16 protein-coding genes are annotated in these 16,406 nt (G+C 59.6%); 8 read left to right on the forward strand and 8 right to left on the reverse strand.

What is annotated here, in order from left to right; all coding sequences use genetic code 11:
* Positions 1-185: 185 nt before the first annotated feature.
* Positions 186-2,219 (forward strand): methyl-accepting chemotaxis protein, encoded by a 2,034-nt coding sequence (locus ACYQ54_RS12140; protein ID WP_460082552.1) that lies wholly within the window; start codon positions 186-188, stop codon positions 2,217-2,219.
* Between the two features lie 229 nt (positions 2,220-2,448).
* Here the strand turns inward: ACYQ54_RS12140 and ACYQ54_RS12145 are convergent, their stop codons facing one another.
* Together ACYQ54_RS12145 and ACYQ54_RS12150 are read right to left on the reverse strand one after the other, a co-directional pair.
* Positions 2,449-3,066, reverse strand: a complete 618-nt coding sequence (locus ACYQ54_RS12145; RefSeq protein WP_460082554.1) for an FMN-dependent NADH-azoreductase — start codon at positions 3,064-3,066, stop codon at positions 2,449-2,451.
* Between the two features lie 53 nt (positions 3,067-3,119).
* Positions 3,120-3,845, reverse strand: coding sequence for a DODA-type extradiol aromatic ring-opening family dioxygenase (locus tag ACYQ54_RS12150; protein ID WP_460082556.1), 726 nt, complete (start codon positions 3,843-3,845; stop codon positions 3,120-3,122).
* Between the two features lie 140 nt (positions 3,846-3,985).
* Between ACYQ54_RS12150 and ACYQ54_RS12155 the strand changes: the two genes are divergently transcribed.
* From ACYQ54_RS12155 to ACYQ54_RS12165, 3 genes are all read left to right on the forward strand, one after another.
* Positions 3,986-4,876 carry a LysR family transcriptional regulator gene (locus ACYQ54_RS12155; protein ID WP_460082558.1) on the forward strand — a complete coding sequence of 297 codons (891 nt, stop codon included), beginning with the start codon at positions 3,986-3,988 and terminating at the stop codon, positions 4,874-4,876.
* Between the two features lie 395 nt (positions 4,877-5,271).
* Complete coding sequence (locus ACYQ54_RS12160) at positions 5,272-5,586, forward strand: hypothetical protein (RefSeq protein WP_460082560.1); 315 nt, start codon at positions 5,272-5,274, stop codon at positions 5,584-5,586.
* 66 nt (positions 5,587-5,652) lie between these two features.
* On the forward strand, positions 5,653-6,057 hold the full coding sequence (locus ACYQ54_RS12165; protein WP_460082562.1) for a GFA family protein: 405 nt from the start codon (positions 5,653-5,655) through the stop codon (positions 6,055-6,057).
* A 25-nt stretch (positions 6,058-6,082) separates the two neighbouring features.
* On the opposite strand, the gene ACYQ54_RS12170 is transcribed toward ACYQ54_RS12165, so the two are convergent.
* Together ACYQ54_RS12170 and ACYQ54_RS12175 are read right to left on the reverse strand one after the other, a co-directional pair.
* Entirely contained in the window at positions 6,083-6,448 is a 366-nt protein-coding gene (locus tag ACYQ54_RS12170) for a nuclear transport factor 2 family protein (RefSeq protein ID WP_460082564.1), read from the reverse strand.
* 79 nt (positions 6,449-6,527) lie between these two features.
* Positions 6,528-8,003: a helicase HerA domain-containing protein gene (locus ACYQ54_RS12175; RefSeq protein WP_460082566.1), complete on the reverse strand. Its 1,476-nt coding sequence runs from the start codon at positions 8,001-8,003 to the stop codon at positions 6,528-6,530.
* Between the two features lie 331 nt (positions 8,004-8,334).
* Between ACYQ54_RS12175 and ACYQ54_RS12180 the strand changes: the two genes are divergently transcribed.
* Both ACYQ54_RS12180 and ACYQ54_RS12185 read left to right on the forward strand, forming a co-directional pair.
* Positions 8,335-9,120, forward strand: a complete 786-nt coding sequence (locus ACYQ54_RS12180; RefSeq protein WP_460082568.1) for a substrate-binding periplasmic protein — start codon at positions 8,335-8,337, stop codon at positions 9,118-9,120.
* A 156-nt stretch (positions 9,121-9,276) separates the two neighbouring features.
* The gene (locus tag ACYQ54_RS12185) at positions 9,277-9,933 is read left to right on the forward strand and encodes a cupin domain-containing protein (RefSeq protein ID WP_460082570.1); all 657 of its coding nucleotides are present in this window, start codon (positions 9,277-9,279) and stop codon (positions 9,931-9,933) included.
* Here the strand turns inward: ACYQ54_RS12185 and ACYQ54_RS12190 are convergent.
* The 3 genes from ACYQ54_RS12190 to ACYQ54_RS12200 form a co-directional block, all read right to left on the reverse strand.
* Positions 9,918-10,457 (reverse strand): DUF2867 domain-containing protein, encoded by a 540-nt coding sequence (locus ACYQ54_RS12190; RefSeq protein WP_460082572.1) that lies wholly within the window; start codon positions 10,455-10,457, stop codon positions 9,918-9,920. The two genes, ACYQ54_RS12185 and ACYQ54_RS12190, sit on opposite strands and share 16 nt — an antisense overlap.
* A 150-nt stretch (positions 10,458-10,607) precedes the next feature.
* The gene (locus tag ACYQ54_RS12195; protein ID WP_460082573.1) at positions 10,608-11,192 is read right to left on the reverse strand and encodes a nitroreductase family protein; all 585 of its coding nucleotides are present in this window, start codon (positions 11,190-11,192) and stop codon (positions 10,608-10,610) included.
* Positions 11,193-11,290: 98 nt separating this feature from the next.
* Positions 11,291-12,211: a DMT family transporter gene (locus ACYQ54_RS12200; RefSeq protein ID WP_460082575.1), complete on the reverse strand. Its 921-nt coding sequence runs from the start codon at positions 12,209-12,211 to the stop codon at positions 11,291-11,293.
* 78 nt (positions 12,212-12,289) lie between these two features.
* Here ACYQ54_RS12200 and ACYQ54_RS12205 point away from each other — a divergent pair, with 78 nt between their 5' ends.
* Together ACYQ54_RS12205 and ACYQ54_RS12210 are read left to right on the forward strand one after the other, a co-directional pair.
* Positions 12,290-13,243, forward strand: coding sequence for a LysR family transcriptional regulator (locus ACYQ54_RS12205; protein WP_460082576.1), 954 nt, complete (start codon positions 12,290-12,292; stop codon positions 13,241-13,243).
* Positions 13,244-13,352: 109 nt separating this feature from the next.
* Positions 13,353-14,714, forward strand: coding sequence for an MFS transporter (locus ACYQ54_RS12210; protein WP_460082579.1), 1,362 nt, complete (start codon positions 13,353-13,355; stop codon positions 14,712-14,714).
* Positions 14,715-14,757: 43 nt separating this feature from the next.
* Here the strand turns inward: ACYQ54_RS12210 and ACYQ54_RS12215 are convergent, their stop codons facing one another.
* Positions 14,758-16,266 carry a malonate--CoA ligase gene (locus ACYQ54_RS12215; RefSeq protein WP_460082582.1) on the reverse strand — a complete coding sequence of 503 codons (1,509 nt, stop codon included), beginning with the start codon at positions 16,264-16,266 and terminating at the stop codon, positions 14,758-14,760.
* Positions 16,267-16,406: the final 140 nt, after the last annotated feature.

The following is a 16,406-nucleotide window of genomic DNA, read 5'->3' on the forward strand; positions in this document are numbered from 1 at the left end:
TCCCGGTTCGGAGATGAATTTAGTTGCATATGTAACCATTTTGATCCCGGGGATCAAGCGGCATGTCGATGGTTTTGCAATCGGGGCAGATTTTCTCCTGCTGCATCGCAAAAAAACTGCCGAACGTAAGCTTTGCTTTACGCGCGTCTCCTAGGTTTCCCACAGTCTCACCGTTGGAGCTTTTCATGTCTCTTAGAAATCGAATCTTTTTCGCCTCGAGCGGCGTGTTCCTGGTTGGATTCCTGACGCTTATTCTTGCTGTCACCTTCATGACCCAGGCCACTTCGCAGAAATCGGGCGAGGATCTCATCCGCAAGACAGCCGAGGCGCTAGCCCTGGATGCCGGCAAGACACTGGCACAGGCACAGCTTGCAGCGCGCGCCGCGGCAGATGCCCTGGAAGGATTGCAGCACGCCGGCGTCAGCGACCGCAATGCCTATGCGGCCGTGATGCAGCACCAGATCAGCCAGAACAAACATTTTGTCGGCGGCGGCGCGATCCTGGAACCGGACATGGCTGGCAAGGATGCGGACAACGCGGGCGCCAACTATTCCGACGACAAGGGCCGCTTCATTCCCTATTTCTACAACAAGGATGAAACTGTCGCCTGGGAACCACTTCTTTTCGGCGGCGACAGCGGCTCTGAGGACTGGTACGACAAGCCGAAGAACCTCGGCCACGACACGGTCACCGAACCCTATCTTTATCCGGTCAACGGTGTCGATGTCCTGATGGCAACGGCTTCCTCGCCGATCATGGACGTTTCCGGGCGCGGTATCGGTGGTGCCACCATCGACGTGTCGCTGGAAGGCCTCCAGCAGGCGGTGAGCGCCGGTCAGACCTATGAAAGCGGCTATGTCGGCCTTCTCAGTGAGGCAGGTGTCTGGGTGTCACATCCGGACGCGGCTCTCCTGGGCCAGAAGGCCGATGCGGCAATGGTCGACAAGATCCAGTCGATCAAGAATGAAGCTGCCTTCACGACCGACAACGGTATCGTTGAAGCCATCAAGGGTTTCGAACTGGACGGCACCGGCCAACATTGGTTCATCGTTGTCGCCGTTGACGAGAGCGAACTTCTGGCCAGCGCCAATTCCACCATGCAGATGAGCCTCCTGCTCGCCCTCGGTCTGCTGGTTGCCGGCACTTTCCTGATGTGGATGCTCGGCTCCACGATCGCCGGACCGGTGCAGATGCTGACTGCCCGTATGCGCAAGCTTGCCGAAGGCGACGTCGACACGCCGGTGGCCTACCTCGACCGCAAGGACGAAATCGGCCAGATGGCCAGTGCACTGGAAATCTTCGTTGAAAACGAGACCGAACGCCGGTCGCTGCAAAGCGACACGGAGCAGGCCCAGCACAGCCAGCTGGAGCGCCAGAAGACAGTCGAAGCCCTGATCGAGACATTCGAACGCGACGTGCATGCCGTGCTCGACCAGGTCAGCGGCAACAGCAAGCGCATGGAACAGACCGCAGCGTCTCTCGATGCGATCGCCCGTGACACTTCGGCAAAGGTTTCGTCGGTGGCCGGGTCTTCGGAAGTTGCGCAGAGTAGCGTTCAGACGGTGGCTTCCGCCGCCGAGGAGCTGTCCGCCTCGATCTCCGAAATCGGCCGTCAGATCGACCAGACCAAGGAAGTCGTCACCAGCGCGACCCGCGCCGCCAACGATTCCAACGACAAGGTCGGCAGTCTCGACACCGCCGCACAAAAGATCGGTGAAGTTGTCAGCCTGATCCAGGCGATTGCGGAACAGACCAACCTTCTTGCCTTGAACGCGACAATTGAGGCAGCCCGTGCAGGGGAAGCCGGCAAGGGCTTTGCTGTCGTTGCCGCTGAAGTGAAGGAACTTGCCACCCAGACCGCCAAGGCGACGGAAGAAATCTCCACGCAGGTCACCGGCATTCAGTCCTCCACCCGCAACGCCGTCGGTTCGATCCAGGAAATCGCCAGCACCATGGAAGAGGTCAACCAGTTCACGGCAGCGATTGCCGCGGCGATCTCGCAGCAGGGCGACGCCACCAACGAGATCAGCCACAATGTCCAGCAGGCCGCCAGCTGCACCAGTGACATGAGCAGCAGCGTTGGTGATGTCATGCAGGCCGCAGAGGAAACCAGCAGCTCGGCAGCCGATGTCCTGTCGGTCTCCCAGTCGGTTTCCGAGCATGCCCAGGGCCTGCAGGCAACCATTGCTGACTTCCTGAGCCGCGTTCGCGCGGCGTAAGCCGGTTACATCGCCTCAAAGACGGGCCCGCACAAATCCTTGTGCGGGCCCAATTTTTTTGGGGGGATGGTGACCATAAATTGCGGTGGCCTGTCGAGCTTGACCTCAGCGTCACCTCTCAAGCTCTGTATCTGCCCCAGACCGTACGACGGACCCTGGCCGCCCCTTCGCGGCGCGGTGCACGAATGACCGGCCCTGTCAGACATTGGAGCGCAGGAAGTCGCGCGGTTCAGGCGTCAGCCAATTGCTTCATCTGACCCACGTGGCTCGCCACGAAATTTTCCATCGTGGTCTCACCCATGTCGACAGATTTGGCGCTTTCGCCGTGGATAAAGGACACGTCCGTAATCCCGATAACCTTCAGGATCAGTTTCATGTATTGCGGCGCGATGTTGCGATCCGCGATTGGGGAACCTTCGCCATAGACGCCACCTGAAGCGACGATAAGTGTCGCCTTCTTGCCGGTCACCAGCCCTGCACCGTCAAACCCGAGCGTGAGCCCCTTGCGCACGATGTGATCCACCCAGGCCTTCAGGCTGGCAGGAATGTTGTAGTTGTAGACAGGCGTCGAGATCACGATCTCGTCTGCGCCCAGCAGTTCCTGCACCAGTTCGTCGGACAGTGCCAGTTGCGCCTTCATCTCGGGTGTCTGCGCCGGTGGCGGCGTGAAATAGGCGGCTAGCCAGTCCATTGTGACGTGGGGCAGCGCGTCCTTGGCCAGGTCCCGGATGACAATCTCGCCTTCGGGATGCGTGGCCTGCCAATCGGCGATAAATCTGGCGGTGAGGTTGCGGGAGACAGACGCAGCGGCCCGGGGGCTGGTCTCGATTAACAGAAGTTTCGTCATGATCTTGCCTTTCAGGAGGAAGGAGTTGGAGAGAGTAAAGAGATGGGACGGGTTCAGGCGCCGAAGCGGAATCCTGAAATGGGCTTGCCAAGGGCCTGTCCGTGAAAGTCGATCCGGCAGGGATCACCAGACGCGGCCCCTGCAACCACCATCAATGGCAGCAGGTGATCCTCTTCAGGCTGGGCGTGGCGTGCTCCGGGGGCCGAGGCCCAGCGGATCAGTGCTTCGTCTCTGGTTTCAGGACAAACCATCTCGGTGCGCAGCCACGTATCGAAGGCCAGGGCCTTGGGGTCTGACGCGCCGAACCCGGCCGACAGATTGTGGTAGGTCTGACCGCTTCCAAGGATCAGCACGCCTTCGTCGCGCAGCGGACGCAGGGCGCGACCAATGGCAAGGTGCCGTGCCGGGTCCCAGTCGCGGCACAACGACAACTGAACCGTCGGAATATCCGCGTCGGGCCACATGACCTTGAGCGGTACAAAGACCCCGTGATCCCAGCCGCGCGTATCCTCGCGTGCATTGTCTATCCCTGCGTCGGTCAACAGGTCCTGGACACGCGCCGCAATCTCAGGTGCTCCCGGCGCTGGCCAGGTCAGGCGATACGTGTAGTCGGGAAACCCCCAGTAGTCATAGAGAAGCGGCGGGCGCGCCGCAGCGTTCACAGTCGGATACGGCTCTTCCCAGTGGCCCGAAACGACGAGGATTGCCCGTGGTGGTGCTGCCAATTGTGCAGCGAACCCGTCGAGGTAGGCTTCCAGCTCCCGGAAGCCGTCACGCATCGGTCCACCCCGCAGGAAGAAACAAGGGCCGCCGCCGTGATTGATGAAGATTGTCGGTTGCATGAGGCGAAGATAGGCGCTGAAAATTATCATAAGAAGTGATATAATTATGATCATTACCATCTTGAATGGAGATAGAGTTGCTCGGCACTCTCACCTTTGACCAACTACGTATCCTCGTGACCATTGCCGATACGGGAAGTTTTTCAGCTGCTGGCCGGGATCTGTCGCGGGCTCAGTCGGCCATCAGTCAGTCCGTGGCCAACCTTGAAGCAAATCAGGGCGTGCAGCTGTTTGACAGGTCCGGTCACCGCCCTGAGCTGACGGAGGCCGGGCGTGTGCTGGTGGAACAGGCCCGCCTCGTGCTTGCCAGCGCGGCCCGGTTCGAGGCCGTTGCAGCCGGAACCCGGACGGGTCTGGAACCGGTTCTGACCCTCGCAATTGATCCGATGGTACCGTCAGAGCCTCTCATCCAAAGCCTGCGGACACTGCACGACGAGTGGCCTCAACTGCCGATCAGCTTTTCCACCGAAGAACTTGGTGGTGCTCTGAGACGTCTGCGCAGCAAGGAGGCCGCACTGGCTATCGGCCTGCTTTTGCCTCAGGTGCCAGAGGACGTGGTCGCTTTGCCGCTGAGCACGATCGAGCTGGTTCCGGTCGCGGCCTCGCAGCACCCGCTTGCGCAGCTTCCAGGTCCGCTCACGCGTGCTGACCTCGAACCTCACGTCCAGCTCGTCCTGAGTTCCGACGCGACGGCGCAGGGTCCAGACTATGGCGTGTTGAGTTCTGCTCGGTGGCGGTTCCTTGACCTCGGTCGTCGACTGGACTTTCTGCGCGCCGGGTTTGGCTGGTGCAGGATGCCGCGCCATCTTGTGAAGACGGATCTCGAGGAGGGGCGCGTGGTGGAGCTCAAGTTGGATGACGAGGCTACCGGACAGCAAGGGGCGCTGACAATTTATGCCGCCTACCTCGCGAGCCGTCCTCCGGGACCGGCGGGAAGAAGACTTCTGGCCAAGATGATGGAAGGGTGAAGTGATATTGGGCGGCCTGCAGATGGCCTGATGAACCTGTCGTAGGGGGCGTGGAGCGAATTCACGTTCTGGACGTGATAGCAGCCTGCGGCGACCGTTGTGACTGACGTGCTACTGACCATAAAGTGCTCGAAGCCATTTGCCACTTCGAGAGGACCCGCATCATCTTCAGCCCCTGTATCGTGACGTCTCATGAGTATCCTCCGCTGAAAAAGCTCAACATTATCAGCGTTCTCGCGACGGACCGAAACAAACTCACAGGGTTATCCGCCTCCCCTTTATGTTCTACCCCGCACTGTTCCCTTCCTCAAAAAGCCGCTGATTTTCGATTCCGCGCTTGAACGAAAAAGAGAGCTGACGTAAAAAGAACAAAATAGGAACATTGGAGAAGATCGATGCGGCTCGCCGACACTGCTGTTGCGCATTCCTGTGCTGTTTCCTCCGCTTCTGCGTCGACGCCGGGCACTGATCAGTTGACGTCCGTTACACGCGGCGAGGTCCGCACCATGATGTTGTACCTGCGCAAGGCGCGGGAACGGGCCATCGCGATCCGGGACAGATCACCTGGCGGCAGTTATCTGGAAAGCGTGCTCACGCGCACGATCGACGGCATTTCGCTGGAGTTGTCGCAGCTCGACTACCTTCTGGTGTCCCAGCCTGTCGACCCGTCACGCAATTCGTCCACAAGTCGTATGCGCCCTGCAATCTGACCGGGTAGCCTTTGAAGGTGCAAGTTGTTATGCAGCAGCAGCTTCCCTCTTTCAGGATATTGCCAAGTGACGGTTCACAAAGGCCGCTGCCTGTGCGGCAGCGCCACTTTCACCATCGAAGGCGACTTCGAGACATTCTTTCTGTGCCACTGCGGGCACTGCCGGAAAGACACCGGATCCGCACATGCCGCCAATCTGTTTTCGACAACGGCAAGCCTTGCCTGGACGTCCGGTGAGGACAAGGTCAAGTCCTTCACGCTGACGGGCACACGCCACAAGAAGGCCTTCTGTTCCGAGTGCGGATCAGCTCTTCCCAATCTTCAGATGGACGGCAAGCTTCTGGTCGTGCCGGCAGGTTGTCTGGACACGCCCGTATCGCTGAAACCGGCAGGCCATATCTTTACTGCCAGCCGCGCTGACTGGGATGACGGCCTGGAAACTCTGCCGACATTCGAGGCATTGCCTTCCTAGAAATCGGAGAGCCGGACCTTCGTGCTTATTCGCGCTGCAACGCGCCGAAGAACCCGAGAACTGTCTTGAGTTTTCCGGTTTCGTCGTCGATCCAGACGACATCAAGGCCTTCAGGAAGCGCCGTTCCGTCCGCCTTGACCATCCGCCAGGCAAAGCGCGCCATGTCGTGATGGGCGTCGATGCCGCTTGTGCGAATGATCTTTGCGCCGACCCTGCCGGCCAGAACGCCTGCGATGTGGTCGACAAGCGCTGCAATGCCGGTCACGTCGGTTTCGGGATCCGTATATCTGACGTTTTCGTTCACGGACCTGTCCAGCAGGTCCCGCCGATAGGACGGGTCGCGTTCAGACCAGGCTGCGCAGTAGAGATCGATGGTGTCTTCCAGCGTCATTCACGCCTCCCTTGCCGTCTTCACAGGAAGCATGCGCGAAAGTTTGCGTGTTCGCCAGTCGATGTGCCGAAACGGCCGGTCAGGCCGCGGCTTCGTCACCCGGAGCCGTCTGCCAACCGAGGTCGGTCAACGTCACGATGCGATTGCCGCGCAGATCGGTGGCGCAGACAAGAAATCCGCGTTCTTCCATATGGCTCAACAGCCAGCGTGCCCTGCCGGGTGACCTTGTACCGTAAGCTGTGGCGATTTCGATGTTGCCCGGGCATGGCGCCTTTGCAATCGCCGCCTTGGCCAGCAGCAGATAGACGCCGCGCATGTCTTCGGGAAGTTCGGAGGCAATCAGTTCCGCCTGAGCCCAGGCGCCATCGTCCATTTCGCCTTTTTCCACCCCCGCACGGGCAACGGAGAGCTTTTCACGGAAGGTTTGCAGGTCTGGTGCGCCACCGGCCAGTTTGGAAATGCGGCAGCGGACCTGAAAGTCCTGGTACAGCGTTGCTATCGGCTGGAACGCAGCTTCCTCGTCTTCCAGGATACCTGCGATGATTTCGGCAATTTTCTGCTCGCGCTCGCCGAAATCGAGCAGGCTTTCGGCCTGCGGCACCTCATCGGCGCTGGCCCGTTCGGCACTGCTCAGCTGGTCGAGCACGTCACCGGTAGAAACCACTGGCTCGACGAAACGCTGGCGCACTGGCTGAACTTCGTCTGCTCCCGGCGTGAAGATCAGGTCCTTGGCGTCTTCCTTGGGCTGCTCAGGCAGCGGCAACAGTTTGTGACTTCCGCCCCGGCCCATGGTCTCCACCGGGCCGATCTTGACCGGAACCGGACGGCGCGACATGGCCGGTCCGAGAGCGATGAAGTGGCCCCTGTCGAGATTTCTGAAACTTTCGGCCTGTCGCCGCTCCATGCCGAGAAGATCAGCGGCGCGGGCCATGTCGATATCCAGAAAGGTGCGGCCCATCAGGAAGTTTGACGCTTCCGCGGCAACGTTCTTGGCAAGCTTGGCCAGACGCTGGGTGGCGATGATGCCGGCCAGCCCGCGTTTTCGGCCGCGGCACATCAGGTTGGTCATGGCGCCCAAAGAACGACGCCGGGCCTCCTCGGTCACCTCGCCGGCAGCGGCAGGGGCGAAAAGCTGCGCTTCATCGACGATGACGAGCATCGGATACCAGAGATCGCGGTCGGCATCGAACAGACCGTCGAGAAAGGTTGCGGCCGCTTTCATTTGCCGGTCCGCATCAAGACCTTCCAGGTTGAGCACCACCGACACCCGGTGCTGGCGCACCCGTGCGGCGATCATCTGGAGATCCTTTTCGGTGCCGACGGCATCGACAACGACATGCCCGAACTTGTCGGCGAGTGACACGAAATCGCCTTCAGGATCGATAATGGCCTGCTGCACCCAGCTTGCGGACTGCTCGAGAAGCCGGCGCAGGAGATGCGACTTTCCCGAGCCGGAATTGCCCTGCACCAGAAGGCGCGTCGCCAGCAGTTCTTCCAGATCAAGCCCGGCGCGTGCGCCGCTTGTCATTTCCCCGATGTCGATTTGTACCGTCATGCGACCACTTTTCTTGCAGCCTCGGCAGCGCTGCGGCTTCTCCGTTTTTTGGATTTCATGCAGTGCGGTAGTCAGCACGATTCCGTGCGACTTGCAAAGCCGGCCTGCCGGGAAAGCCGGGTTTTCCCAGAATTCCACCGAATAGCAACCTTTAAGTGCCAGACTGCGATCAGAAGACACCGAAATTCAGGTTCGGGATCGCATGAAGTTATGCCGGACGTACCCGTCTCCACGAAGGTTTTCTGTGGTAAGGTCCAGGGGACGGGAGCTTTTCAGGGAAATAGCTGTGACAGTCAATGGATTGGCAGGCTCTTCGTGCCGGCATATTTTTTTGGAAGTCAAAACGCTGCTCGCCGGCGCCGTTTTGCTGCTCCTTTCGCTCACGGCAAGTTCTGCAACAACCGATACGATCCGGATCGCCGTTGGCGAATGGCCGCCCTATTTTTCAGAAGACGCCGACGGCTACGGCACTTACGCACAGGTGGTTACGCGAGCTTTCGAGCTTGAAGGCGTTGCGGTGGAATACGGCTTCTTTCCCTGGAAACGGGCCTTGCTGGAAACCCAGTCCGGCCGCTGGCAAGCATCAGCCGGCTGGGGCAAGACCGCTGAACGCATGCCATTCTTCCATTTCTGCGATGCAGTGCTGGTCGAGCGCGAACAGTTCTTCTATGCCGTTGACCGGCCGGTGAACGCGAAAGGTCTGCAGGACCTTGGCGGGCTCAGCCTGGGGGCAATCGAAGGAGCCGCCCTTGGCGAGGAACTGGACAAACTGGTTTCGGCCGGGCGGATCACGGTCTTTCGCCAAAATACACTGGAAGATCTGTTCAAGATGCTTGATGTCGGGCGTGTCGACATTGTCATGGGGAATGAAAAAGTTGCCGCCGATGCGCAGTCGGCCGCATTTGCGCCTGAAGAAACCGCACGTTTCAGAGCCCTGGAGGACGTGGCTGTCCTGTGGGAGTATCGCGTGGTCATTTCAAAGAACATCGAAAACGGCCAAATGTTCTGCACCCGGTTCAATCGCGGCCTGAAAAAACTACGTGACACCCGAGAATACGATCGCCTTTTGTGGCCGAACCATACTGGCGACGGCAAATCCCGGGCCAACCCCTCGTGATCTGAAAACAGCCATGTGACACCCGCCTCGCCGGATGGAGTTCCCCGATACTCCGGCATGCTGCACAGGCTTCACAACGAGTTCAAACCCACCCCTTTCAAAAAGGGATATCCTGCCCCATGTGACCATAAGAAGAAGCACATAGGGATGGACCGGATGAAAATTCATGCTGACCTGACGCAGCCTGCAATCGTCGATAGCGCCACGCTCGACTGGGTGCCCTCGCCGATGGCCGGTGTCGAGCGGCGCATGCTGGAGCGCGACGGCGAGGAAGTTGCGCGGGCCACCAGTCTGGTCAGGTATGCACCCGGCTCCTCCTTTTCCGCACATGACCATGACATGGGAGAAGAATTTCTCGTCCTTGACGGCGTTTTCTCGGATGAAAGCGGCGATTTCCCGAAAGGCATGTATGTCCGCAATCCTCCGGGCTCCAGCCATGTGCCCTCCAGCGAGCCGGGCGCGGTTATCCTGGTGAAATTGCGCCAGATGCAGCCAGACGACGATGTCTTTGTCCGGGTGAACACACTTGACCCCGGCGGCTGGCAGGCTGGCAGGCCCGGAGAAACTATTCTGCCGCTGTACATTCGACCGGACGAGGAAGTGGTGATGCTGGACTGGGAAAAAGGAGCCCGGCTAAGCCCGCAGACCTTCCCGGGTGGTGCGGAGTATTTTGTCGTTGAAGGCAGTTTCTCGGACCAGAGTGGACGGCACGACCAGGGAACCTGGATACGCCTGCCTGCCGGAACCCGGCAGGAAATCAGCACCACACAGGGAGCCCGCGTCTGGCGGAAGACGGGTCACCTGGCGTTCTGAGTTGCCCAGTTCTGGAGGGCCGTCCCCCTGGAAAGCTGGGTTTTGACGATCATCTTGTGCAACGGCAGGATCAACGCAAGATAGGCATGACCGGCAAGGTTGTGCCGTTTGCAGCAGGTCGAGACATAGACCCGCGCGGCACCTCCCCTTTTCCGGAACACGGAGACACGGAAATCCTGGTGCCAGTCGTTCTCGCCCAGAATGATCTCATCTTCTGAAACCGAATAGATCTTGAAGAAACCGATCCGGTCTCCCTCACCCTTGCAGATGATGTTATCGGCGCCTTGTTCCTGTGCCAGAGCCTTCGTTGTCTTCATGCCGACGAGGCCTGCAAGCTTGTCGCGGAACGAGAGAAGCGCAGTCACCCAACCGATTTCTGCCATCAGAATGCGTTCGGCAAGTACGCGCATGTCTGCGGTCAACAGATCTTCCCGTCCGCGGATCGGGATCGAAAAGGTGTCGAGATAATCGTCGGCTGCCTTATAGGTATTGAGGAGACTTTCTTCCGGCAGTTTGTCGGTCATGGCCATGCCCTGGCTCCCTCCAGCAAATTCGACTTGCCAATCCTATACCTGCCGCCACCGGAAAAACCCCTTGCAGATTGCCGCAGCAAAAAGGCAGCGGAAACAGCCCGCTGCCTTTTTGGGAAAGTGATTGTGTGCCGACCTCGGCGTTCAGGCCCAGGCACCTGCGAAAGCGATTTCAGCCAACGGTTTGCGGCTGCTTGGGGTTTCGCGTTCCTGCAAGGTTTCAGGCAGGTCTGCCGTGTCACCCCGACGGCCAATGGCAATGGCAATCTGAGGCAGGTAGCGTTCTGGCACACCGAGCTTCTGGTGAATCTCGTCTTTCAGGATGCCGGCCATGCCATGCGCATGGTAGCCGAGCGCGGTGGCCTGCAGGGCTGCATGCGACCAGGCCGAACCGGCATCGAATGTGTGCGAGCCGTTGGCTCGGTTCGGCTTGCCGTCCTTGCCGTCCACCTCGCTGTCGGAAAAGAGATAGACCAGCGCGGAGGCGTGTTGCGCCCAGTCGCGGTTGAACGGGTTGAGAAGATCGACCAGGACCTGCCACTTGGCGTCGCCTCTGCGCGCGTAGACGAAGCGCCAGGGCTGGATGTTAAAAGCAGACGGCGCCCAGCGCGCTGCTTCCAGGATGGTTTTCAGATCCGCTTCCGCGATTGGTGACCGGTCGAATGCACGGGGTGACCAGCGGTCGACGAACAGGTTTTCAATTGGATGATCGGGCGTACGGGCAGTCATGAGCAGTATCTCCAGTCGTTTTTCCGGACATGTATCCATCGTTTGACCAGGAGATAGGATATATTTGTCTCGATATCAAGATACTTATCTTCGAGGTATTAGATTGTTGGTGCGACGTCCCGGTTCAGACGGGGACCCGCCGCGATTGAGGGCGCAATCAGGATTGCGGATAAAACCAGTGTTGCCGACAGCAATTCCCGCAAGCCAATTGCTTCGCCGAAAACCAGCCAGCCAACCAGGAACATGGTCGGCAGTTCGAAACTTCCGGCAGCCGCAGTGCGCACCGGACCAACTTTCTGGCAGGCCACGGTGTATAGGATCTGCGGAACAAGAGCCGTTCCAAGACCCATGGCGATGACAAGCCCCCATTCGCCAGTGGTCGCCGGCAGGACTGACCCGTGCCCTTCCTGGATCGCAAGCGGCAACAGACCGACGACGGATCCGGACAAACCGCAGGCCGTGCGCTCCAGCGAATTCAATTCACTTGCCAATCCGCTCAGGACAACAATCAGAAAGCCGAACGCGATGGGAGCAGGAATGGCCCACAACAGGGCTTTCAGTGCTTCGGGAGACAGTGACGAGGGATCAAGCAACAGCCCGGCGGCCAGGACAACCAGACCCGCAGAGGCAAACGACCTCCAGGTGAGCGCCTGTCTCAGCAGAACCCAGGCAAAGAGTGCCGCGAATACCGGATAGGACATGTAGACCACCCCGGCAGCCGCGACCGGCGCCATGCGGATCGCCTCCAGGTGGCCGATCAGGCTGAGCCCCAGTACAAGGCCAGCCCCCGCCATCAACAGCGCCCCGCTGCGCTTCCGCTTTTCGAACGGCAGGAAGGGGATCAGGAACAGGACGGAAAACCCATAGCGGTAAAGCGCGATCGTTGCGGGTCCGCTCCCCAGGTCCTGAAGCCCCCGCACGAAGATCGGAACAAGGCCGAAACAGGCTGCGGAACCAGCAATGACGAGAGTTGCACCTGTCGGACCTAGACCGGTTTGTGGAAAGATATTGTTCCTCATACCTTGTCGATACTGCGCATCGGCGAATAAACAAAATTCCTAGTTTTCATTCAGTTCATGAAATGCTTTCATGTCTGCATGATCCCACGTCTTGCCCTTCATCACCTGACCCTTCTGTCCGCGCTTGGCGAAACCGGCAGCATGACGGCCTCCGCCACGCGTCTCGGTGTCACCCAATCGGCGGCCTCGCACAGATTGCGGGAGGCTGAGCGGCGTCTTGGGGTGGTCCTGGCAAGGAGGGCGGATAACCGGATCGAACTGACGCCGGAAGGCGAGCGGCTACGGCACCTCGGAGAGACCTTTCTGGGAGAATTGTTCCGCCTGGAACAGGATCTCGAAGCGTCCGCGCGTGATGCCAGGATCCTCGTTCGCCTCGGTCAGGCCACCTACAGCCGGTATCACTGGTTTCCCGCTTTCCTGGACTATCTGGAAACGACGGATCCGAAACTGTCGGTCGATCTGTCGTCCCGGGCGACAGCTCATCCACTGGCTTCGCTCCTTGACGGCTCCGTGGATGTGTCACTGGTATTCGGCCGCGAACCGGCGCTCGCCTCCCTGCGCGCGGTCAAGCTCGGAACCGATCCGATTGTCGCCGTACTTGCTCATAACCACCCGCTTGCCGCCGAGCCGGTCGTCAACAGCGAGAACATGGGGGATGAGCGTTTCTTCGTCTATCCGCTGACAGCCGAACCCGGTTTCGACTGGACAACCCTGCTCGGCACGCCAACCCAGCCTTTCAGGCGGCTGACCCCGATGCCGACCCCGGAAGCCGTGATCGATCTGGTGCGCGCCAAGTTCGGCGTTGCCATCTTCAGCAAGTGGGCCATCGAACCGGAACTGGCTGACGGAACACTGGTTTCCCGTCCTATCGCCGAAGAGGGCGTTTCAATGGACTGGTGGTGCGTTCGGCGCGCCTCCGACCCGCAAGACAGTCCAGCCGCACGCCTTTCTGCAGCCTTGACGACCTGGAGCAACCAGACCGACAGGGCCTTGTCGACGCTTGCCTTCGGGGGAACCGCGCCCGGAGCCTGATCCGGAACGGCAAAAACAGCTGGGCGCACTTGCTGAAACTGCCTAGACTTCCTTCGGGTAACCGTTGTTGGAGCGGTTTGGAGATCCGTCAACCTGGGGAGGACGGACGATGAGGGAACTTTCGGAAACCAACCGCAAGCGCGGTCTCGTTCTCGCCATGGGCACACTCGGCGGGCTTGTCATGCTGGACGAGACAATTCTCGGCGTGTCTCTGCCGGCGATCCGGTCTGACCTCGGTCTCACTCCAACTGTGACCCACTGGATCATCAACGCCTACATGCTGACCTTCACCTGTTTCGCCGCCATTGGCGGAAAGGCAATCGACTTTCTCGGGCTGCGCCCTGCCCTCATCGCCGGCGCTGCGGTGTTTGCGCTTGCCAGTCTTCTTGCCGGGTTTTCAGACGGAGCCACAATGCTGATCAGCATGCGCATCGTTCAGGGTCTCTGCGCAGCCTTGATCTTCCCGATGACGCTGGCTGCCGTGATGCTCACGTTCGACAAGAGCGAACGCGGCCGGGCGATCGGTATTCTCACGGGCATGGCAACCATCTTTCTGGCTGGCGGACCTTTGCTAGGCGGCATGCTGACGGATTTCCTGACCTGGCGCTGGGTCTTTTGGGTCAATATTCCGATCGTCGCAGCTGGCAGTGTGCTCGCCTGCCTGCTCTGGCGCGCGCCCTCAAAGGAGTTCACCCGCCCTCCAGTCGACAGTATTGGCCTCGTGCTGCTGGTCATTGGTCTGACCGCTCTGGTTTTCGGACTGATGGAAGGCCCGAACTTCGGCTGGGCAACAACGGCCATTCTGGCATGTCTGACGGCTGGCCTTCTCGGACTGTTCGCGTTTGTTGCCTATGAAGCCCGGCAGGACGTGCCGCTGATCGATGTGAACCTGTTCCGGTTGAGAGCGTTTCACGCCAGCCTGCTGGTGATCCTGCTGACACAGATGAACAAGATCGTGGTTGCGATCTTCGTGCCGCATTTCCTGCAGCTGGACATGAAATATTCGGCCCTTGCTGCAGGCCTCGTAACGGTCCTTGCCGTCGTGCCCATGCCGATCCTTTCAGCCCCTGCGGGCAAGTTTGCGGACAAGCACGGCTCGCGCAGACCGGTGCTGACAGCGCTGATGCTTCTGGCGCTTGCCAATGCGGCCATCGGATCAATGATGCTTCTGGAAAACTACTGGGCTCTTGCAACGGGCCTTGTGATGTGGGGTGTCGCCCTTCCCTTTGCCATGGTCCCGAGTGGCCGGTTGAGCGCCAATGCGGTTCCCACCGAAAAGCAGGGAGAAGTCAGCGGCCTGCTGATCACCGCCCGTCTTGTGGGCGGAACACTAGGCGTTACCCTGGGCAGCGTACTCCTGGGCATGGGAGCCGGTTTCGGGCCGATCTTCTGGATCACGGGCCTCCTGCTCGCGCTGTGCTGCGCCTATGGCGCTACCGCATTCGTTCAGGACTCGCCTGCGAAAAACTGAGTATTTCCCGGCGACTGCGGCCACAACGAGAGTGGCGCTGGTATCAGCCGAAATCACCGCTGTACTGGTCCCGCAACACGTTCTTCTGGATCTTGCCCATCGTGTTGCGCGGCAAGGCGTCAAGGATGTGGACTTTCTTGGGTTGCTTGAACTTTGCCAGACGGTCGTTCAATGAGGCCTGAACGGATTCCTGCGCCAGTTCCGCACCTGGCTTCGGTGCCAGCACTGCGACAACCGCTTCACCAAAATCAGGGTGCGGCACACCAATCACCGCGCTTTCGGCCACTCCGGGAAGTTCGTCCAAAAGGGCTTCGACCTCAGCGGGATAAACGTTGAAGCCACCACTGATGATAAGATCCTTGGACCTGCCGACGATGGAAACATACCCCTGCTCGTCAATACGGCCCATATCGCCGGTGATGAAATAGCCGTCCGCCCGAAATTCCTGTGCCGTCTTTTCCGGCATTCTCCAATAGCCCTGAAAGACGTTGGGGCCCTTGATTTCAATGATACCGACCTCCCCGTCAGGCAGCGCCCGCCCGGTTCTGGCGTCAACGACACGCAGCCCGACACCTGGCAGAGGAAATCCGACCGTACCGGGCCTGCGGTCGCCGTCATAAGGGTTGGACGTGTTCATGTTGGTTTCGGTCATGCCGTAGCGTTCCAGGATCGCGTGCCCGGTTCGTTCGGAGAACTCCTTGTGCACTTCTGCCGACAAGGGAGCCGATCCGGAGATGAAGAGGCGCATGTGGGCCGTTACCTCGCTGGTGAACCGGTCGGACGCAAGCAGGCGCGTGTAGAAAGTCGGAACGCCCATCATGGACGTTGCCTTCGGCAAGGCCGCGAGAACCTGATCCAGATCGAATTTCGGCAGAAACAGCATGGAGCCGCCCGCCATCATCAGGCAGTTGGTGGCCACGAAAAGTCCGTGGGTGTGGAATATCGGCAAGGCGTGCAACAGCACGTCGTCTTCGGTGAACCGCCAGTATTTCACCATGGTTTGTGAGTTTGACGCCAGATTGCCGTGCGACAGCATCGCCCCCTTCGAGCGCCCGGTCGTACCGGACGTATAGAGGATAGCTGCCAGATCATCGTCTTCGCGTGGTCGGGTCTCGTAGTTTTCAGGCATCTGGTCCGCGAGCTGGCTGAGACTGCCCTCCCCGTTCTGATCGAGCGTGTGCAGTCTTGCCCCGGCCTTTTGCGCGGTTCCGGCCAGAACGTCTGCTCTCGCCGGATCGCAGACAAAGACCGCCGGTTCCGCATCACCGACAAAATATCCGATCTCAGCAGGTGTATAGGCAGTGTTGAGCGGAAGAAACACCCCGCCGGCACGGATCGTGCCGAGATAGAGCATCAGGGCATCTGGCGATTTTTCCACCTGGACAGCGACCCGGTCCCCCGGTTTGACACCCAGCTTCTGCAAGGCTCCGGCATATTGCGCCGAGCGCGCCAGCATGTCCGCATATGTCACCCGACCGTCGTCCATCGTTTCGAGAAAAACCTTGGAGCGGTCGGGTATGTAGGCGGTCAGGGCGTCAAAGAGATGGTTCATGGTCGCAGCGTCCCGTAAAGGTGGACAAACAGGAATGTGGCATTTGATACCAAAGGTGCTCAATTTTAAAGCAAGTCTGCGAAATTTGGGCAAGTCCGGGAAATACCGACCACTGGCATCAAGCTTTCATAAAACTTTTG

The organism is Roseibium sp. LAB1, assembly GCF_054658235.1.

Bases quoted from the DNA above. Each gene is read 5' to 3' on its own strand.
- ACYQ54_RS12175 (WP_460082566.1), bottom strand. From the start codon at position 8,003: ATGACGGTACAAATCGACATCGGGGAAATGACAAGCGGCGCACGCGCC.
- ACYQ54_RS12140 (WP_460082552.1), top strand. From the start codon at position 186: ATGTCTCTTAGAAATCGAATCTTTTTCGCCTCGAGCGGCGTGTTCCTG.
- ACYQ54_RS12190 (WP_460082572.1), bottom strand. From the start codon at position 10,457: ATGACCGACAAACTGCCGGAAGAAAGTCTCCTCAATACCTATAAGGCA.
- ACYQ54_RS12195 (WP_460082573.1), bottom strand. From the start codon at position 11,192: ATGACTGCCCGTACGCCCGATCATCCAATTGAAAACCTGTTCGTCGAC.
- ACYQ54_RS12170 (WP_460082564.1), bottom strand. From the start codon at position 6,448: ATGACGCTGGAAGACACCATCGATCTCTACTGCGCAGCCTGGTCTGAA.
- ACYQ54_RS12210 (WP_460082579.1), top strand. From the start codon at position 13,353: ATGAGGGAACTTTCGGAAACCAACCGCAAGCGCGGTCTCGTTCTCGCC.
- ACYQ54_RS12200 (WP_460082575.1), bottom strand. From the start codon at position 12,211: ATGAGGAACAATATCTTTCCACAAACCGGTCTAGGTCCGACAGGTGCA.
- ACYQ54_RS12160 (WP_460082560.1), top strand. From the start codon at position 5,272: ATGCGGCTCGCCGACACTGCTGTTGCGCATTCCTGTGCTGTTTCCTCC.
- ACYQ54_RS12145 (WP_460082554.1), bottom strand. From the start codon at position 3,066: ATGACGAAACTTCTGTTAATCGAGACCAGCCCCCGGGCCGCTGCGTCT.
- ACYQ54_RS12205 (WP_460082576.1), top strand. From the start codon at position 12,290: ATGATCCCACGTCTTGCCCTTCATCACCTGACCCTTCTGTCCGCGCTT.
- ACYQ54_RS12150 (WP_460082556.1), bottom strand. From the start codon at position 3,845: ATGCGTGACGGCTTCCGGGAGCTGGAAGCCTACCTCGACGGGTTCGCT.
- ACYQ54_RS12215 (WP_460082582.1), bottom strand. From the start codon at position 16,266: ATGAACCATCTCTTTGACGCCCTGACCGCCTACATACCCGACCGCTCC.
- ACYQ54_RS12185 (WP_460082570.1), top strand. From the start codon at position 9,277: ATGAAAATTCATGCTGACCTGACGCAGCCTGCAATCGTCGATAGCGCC.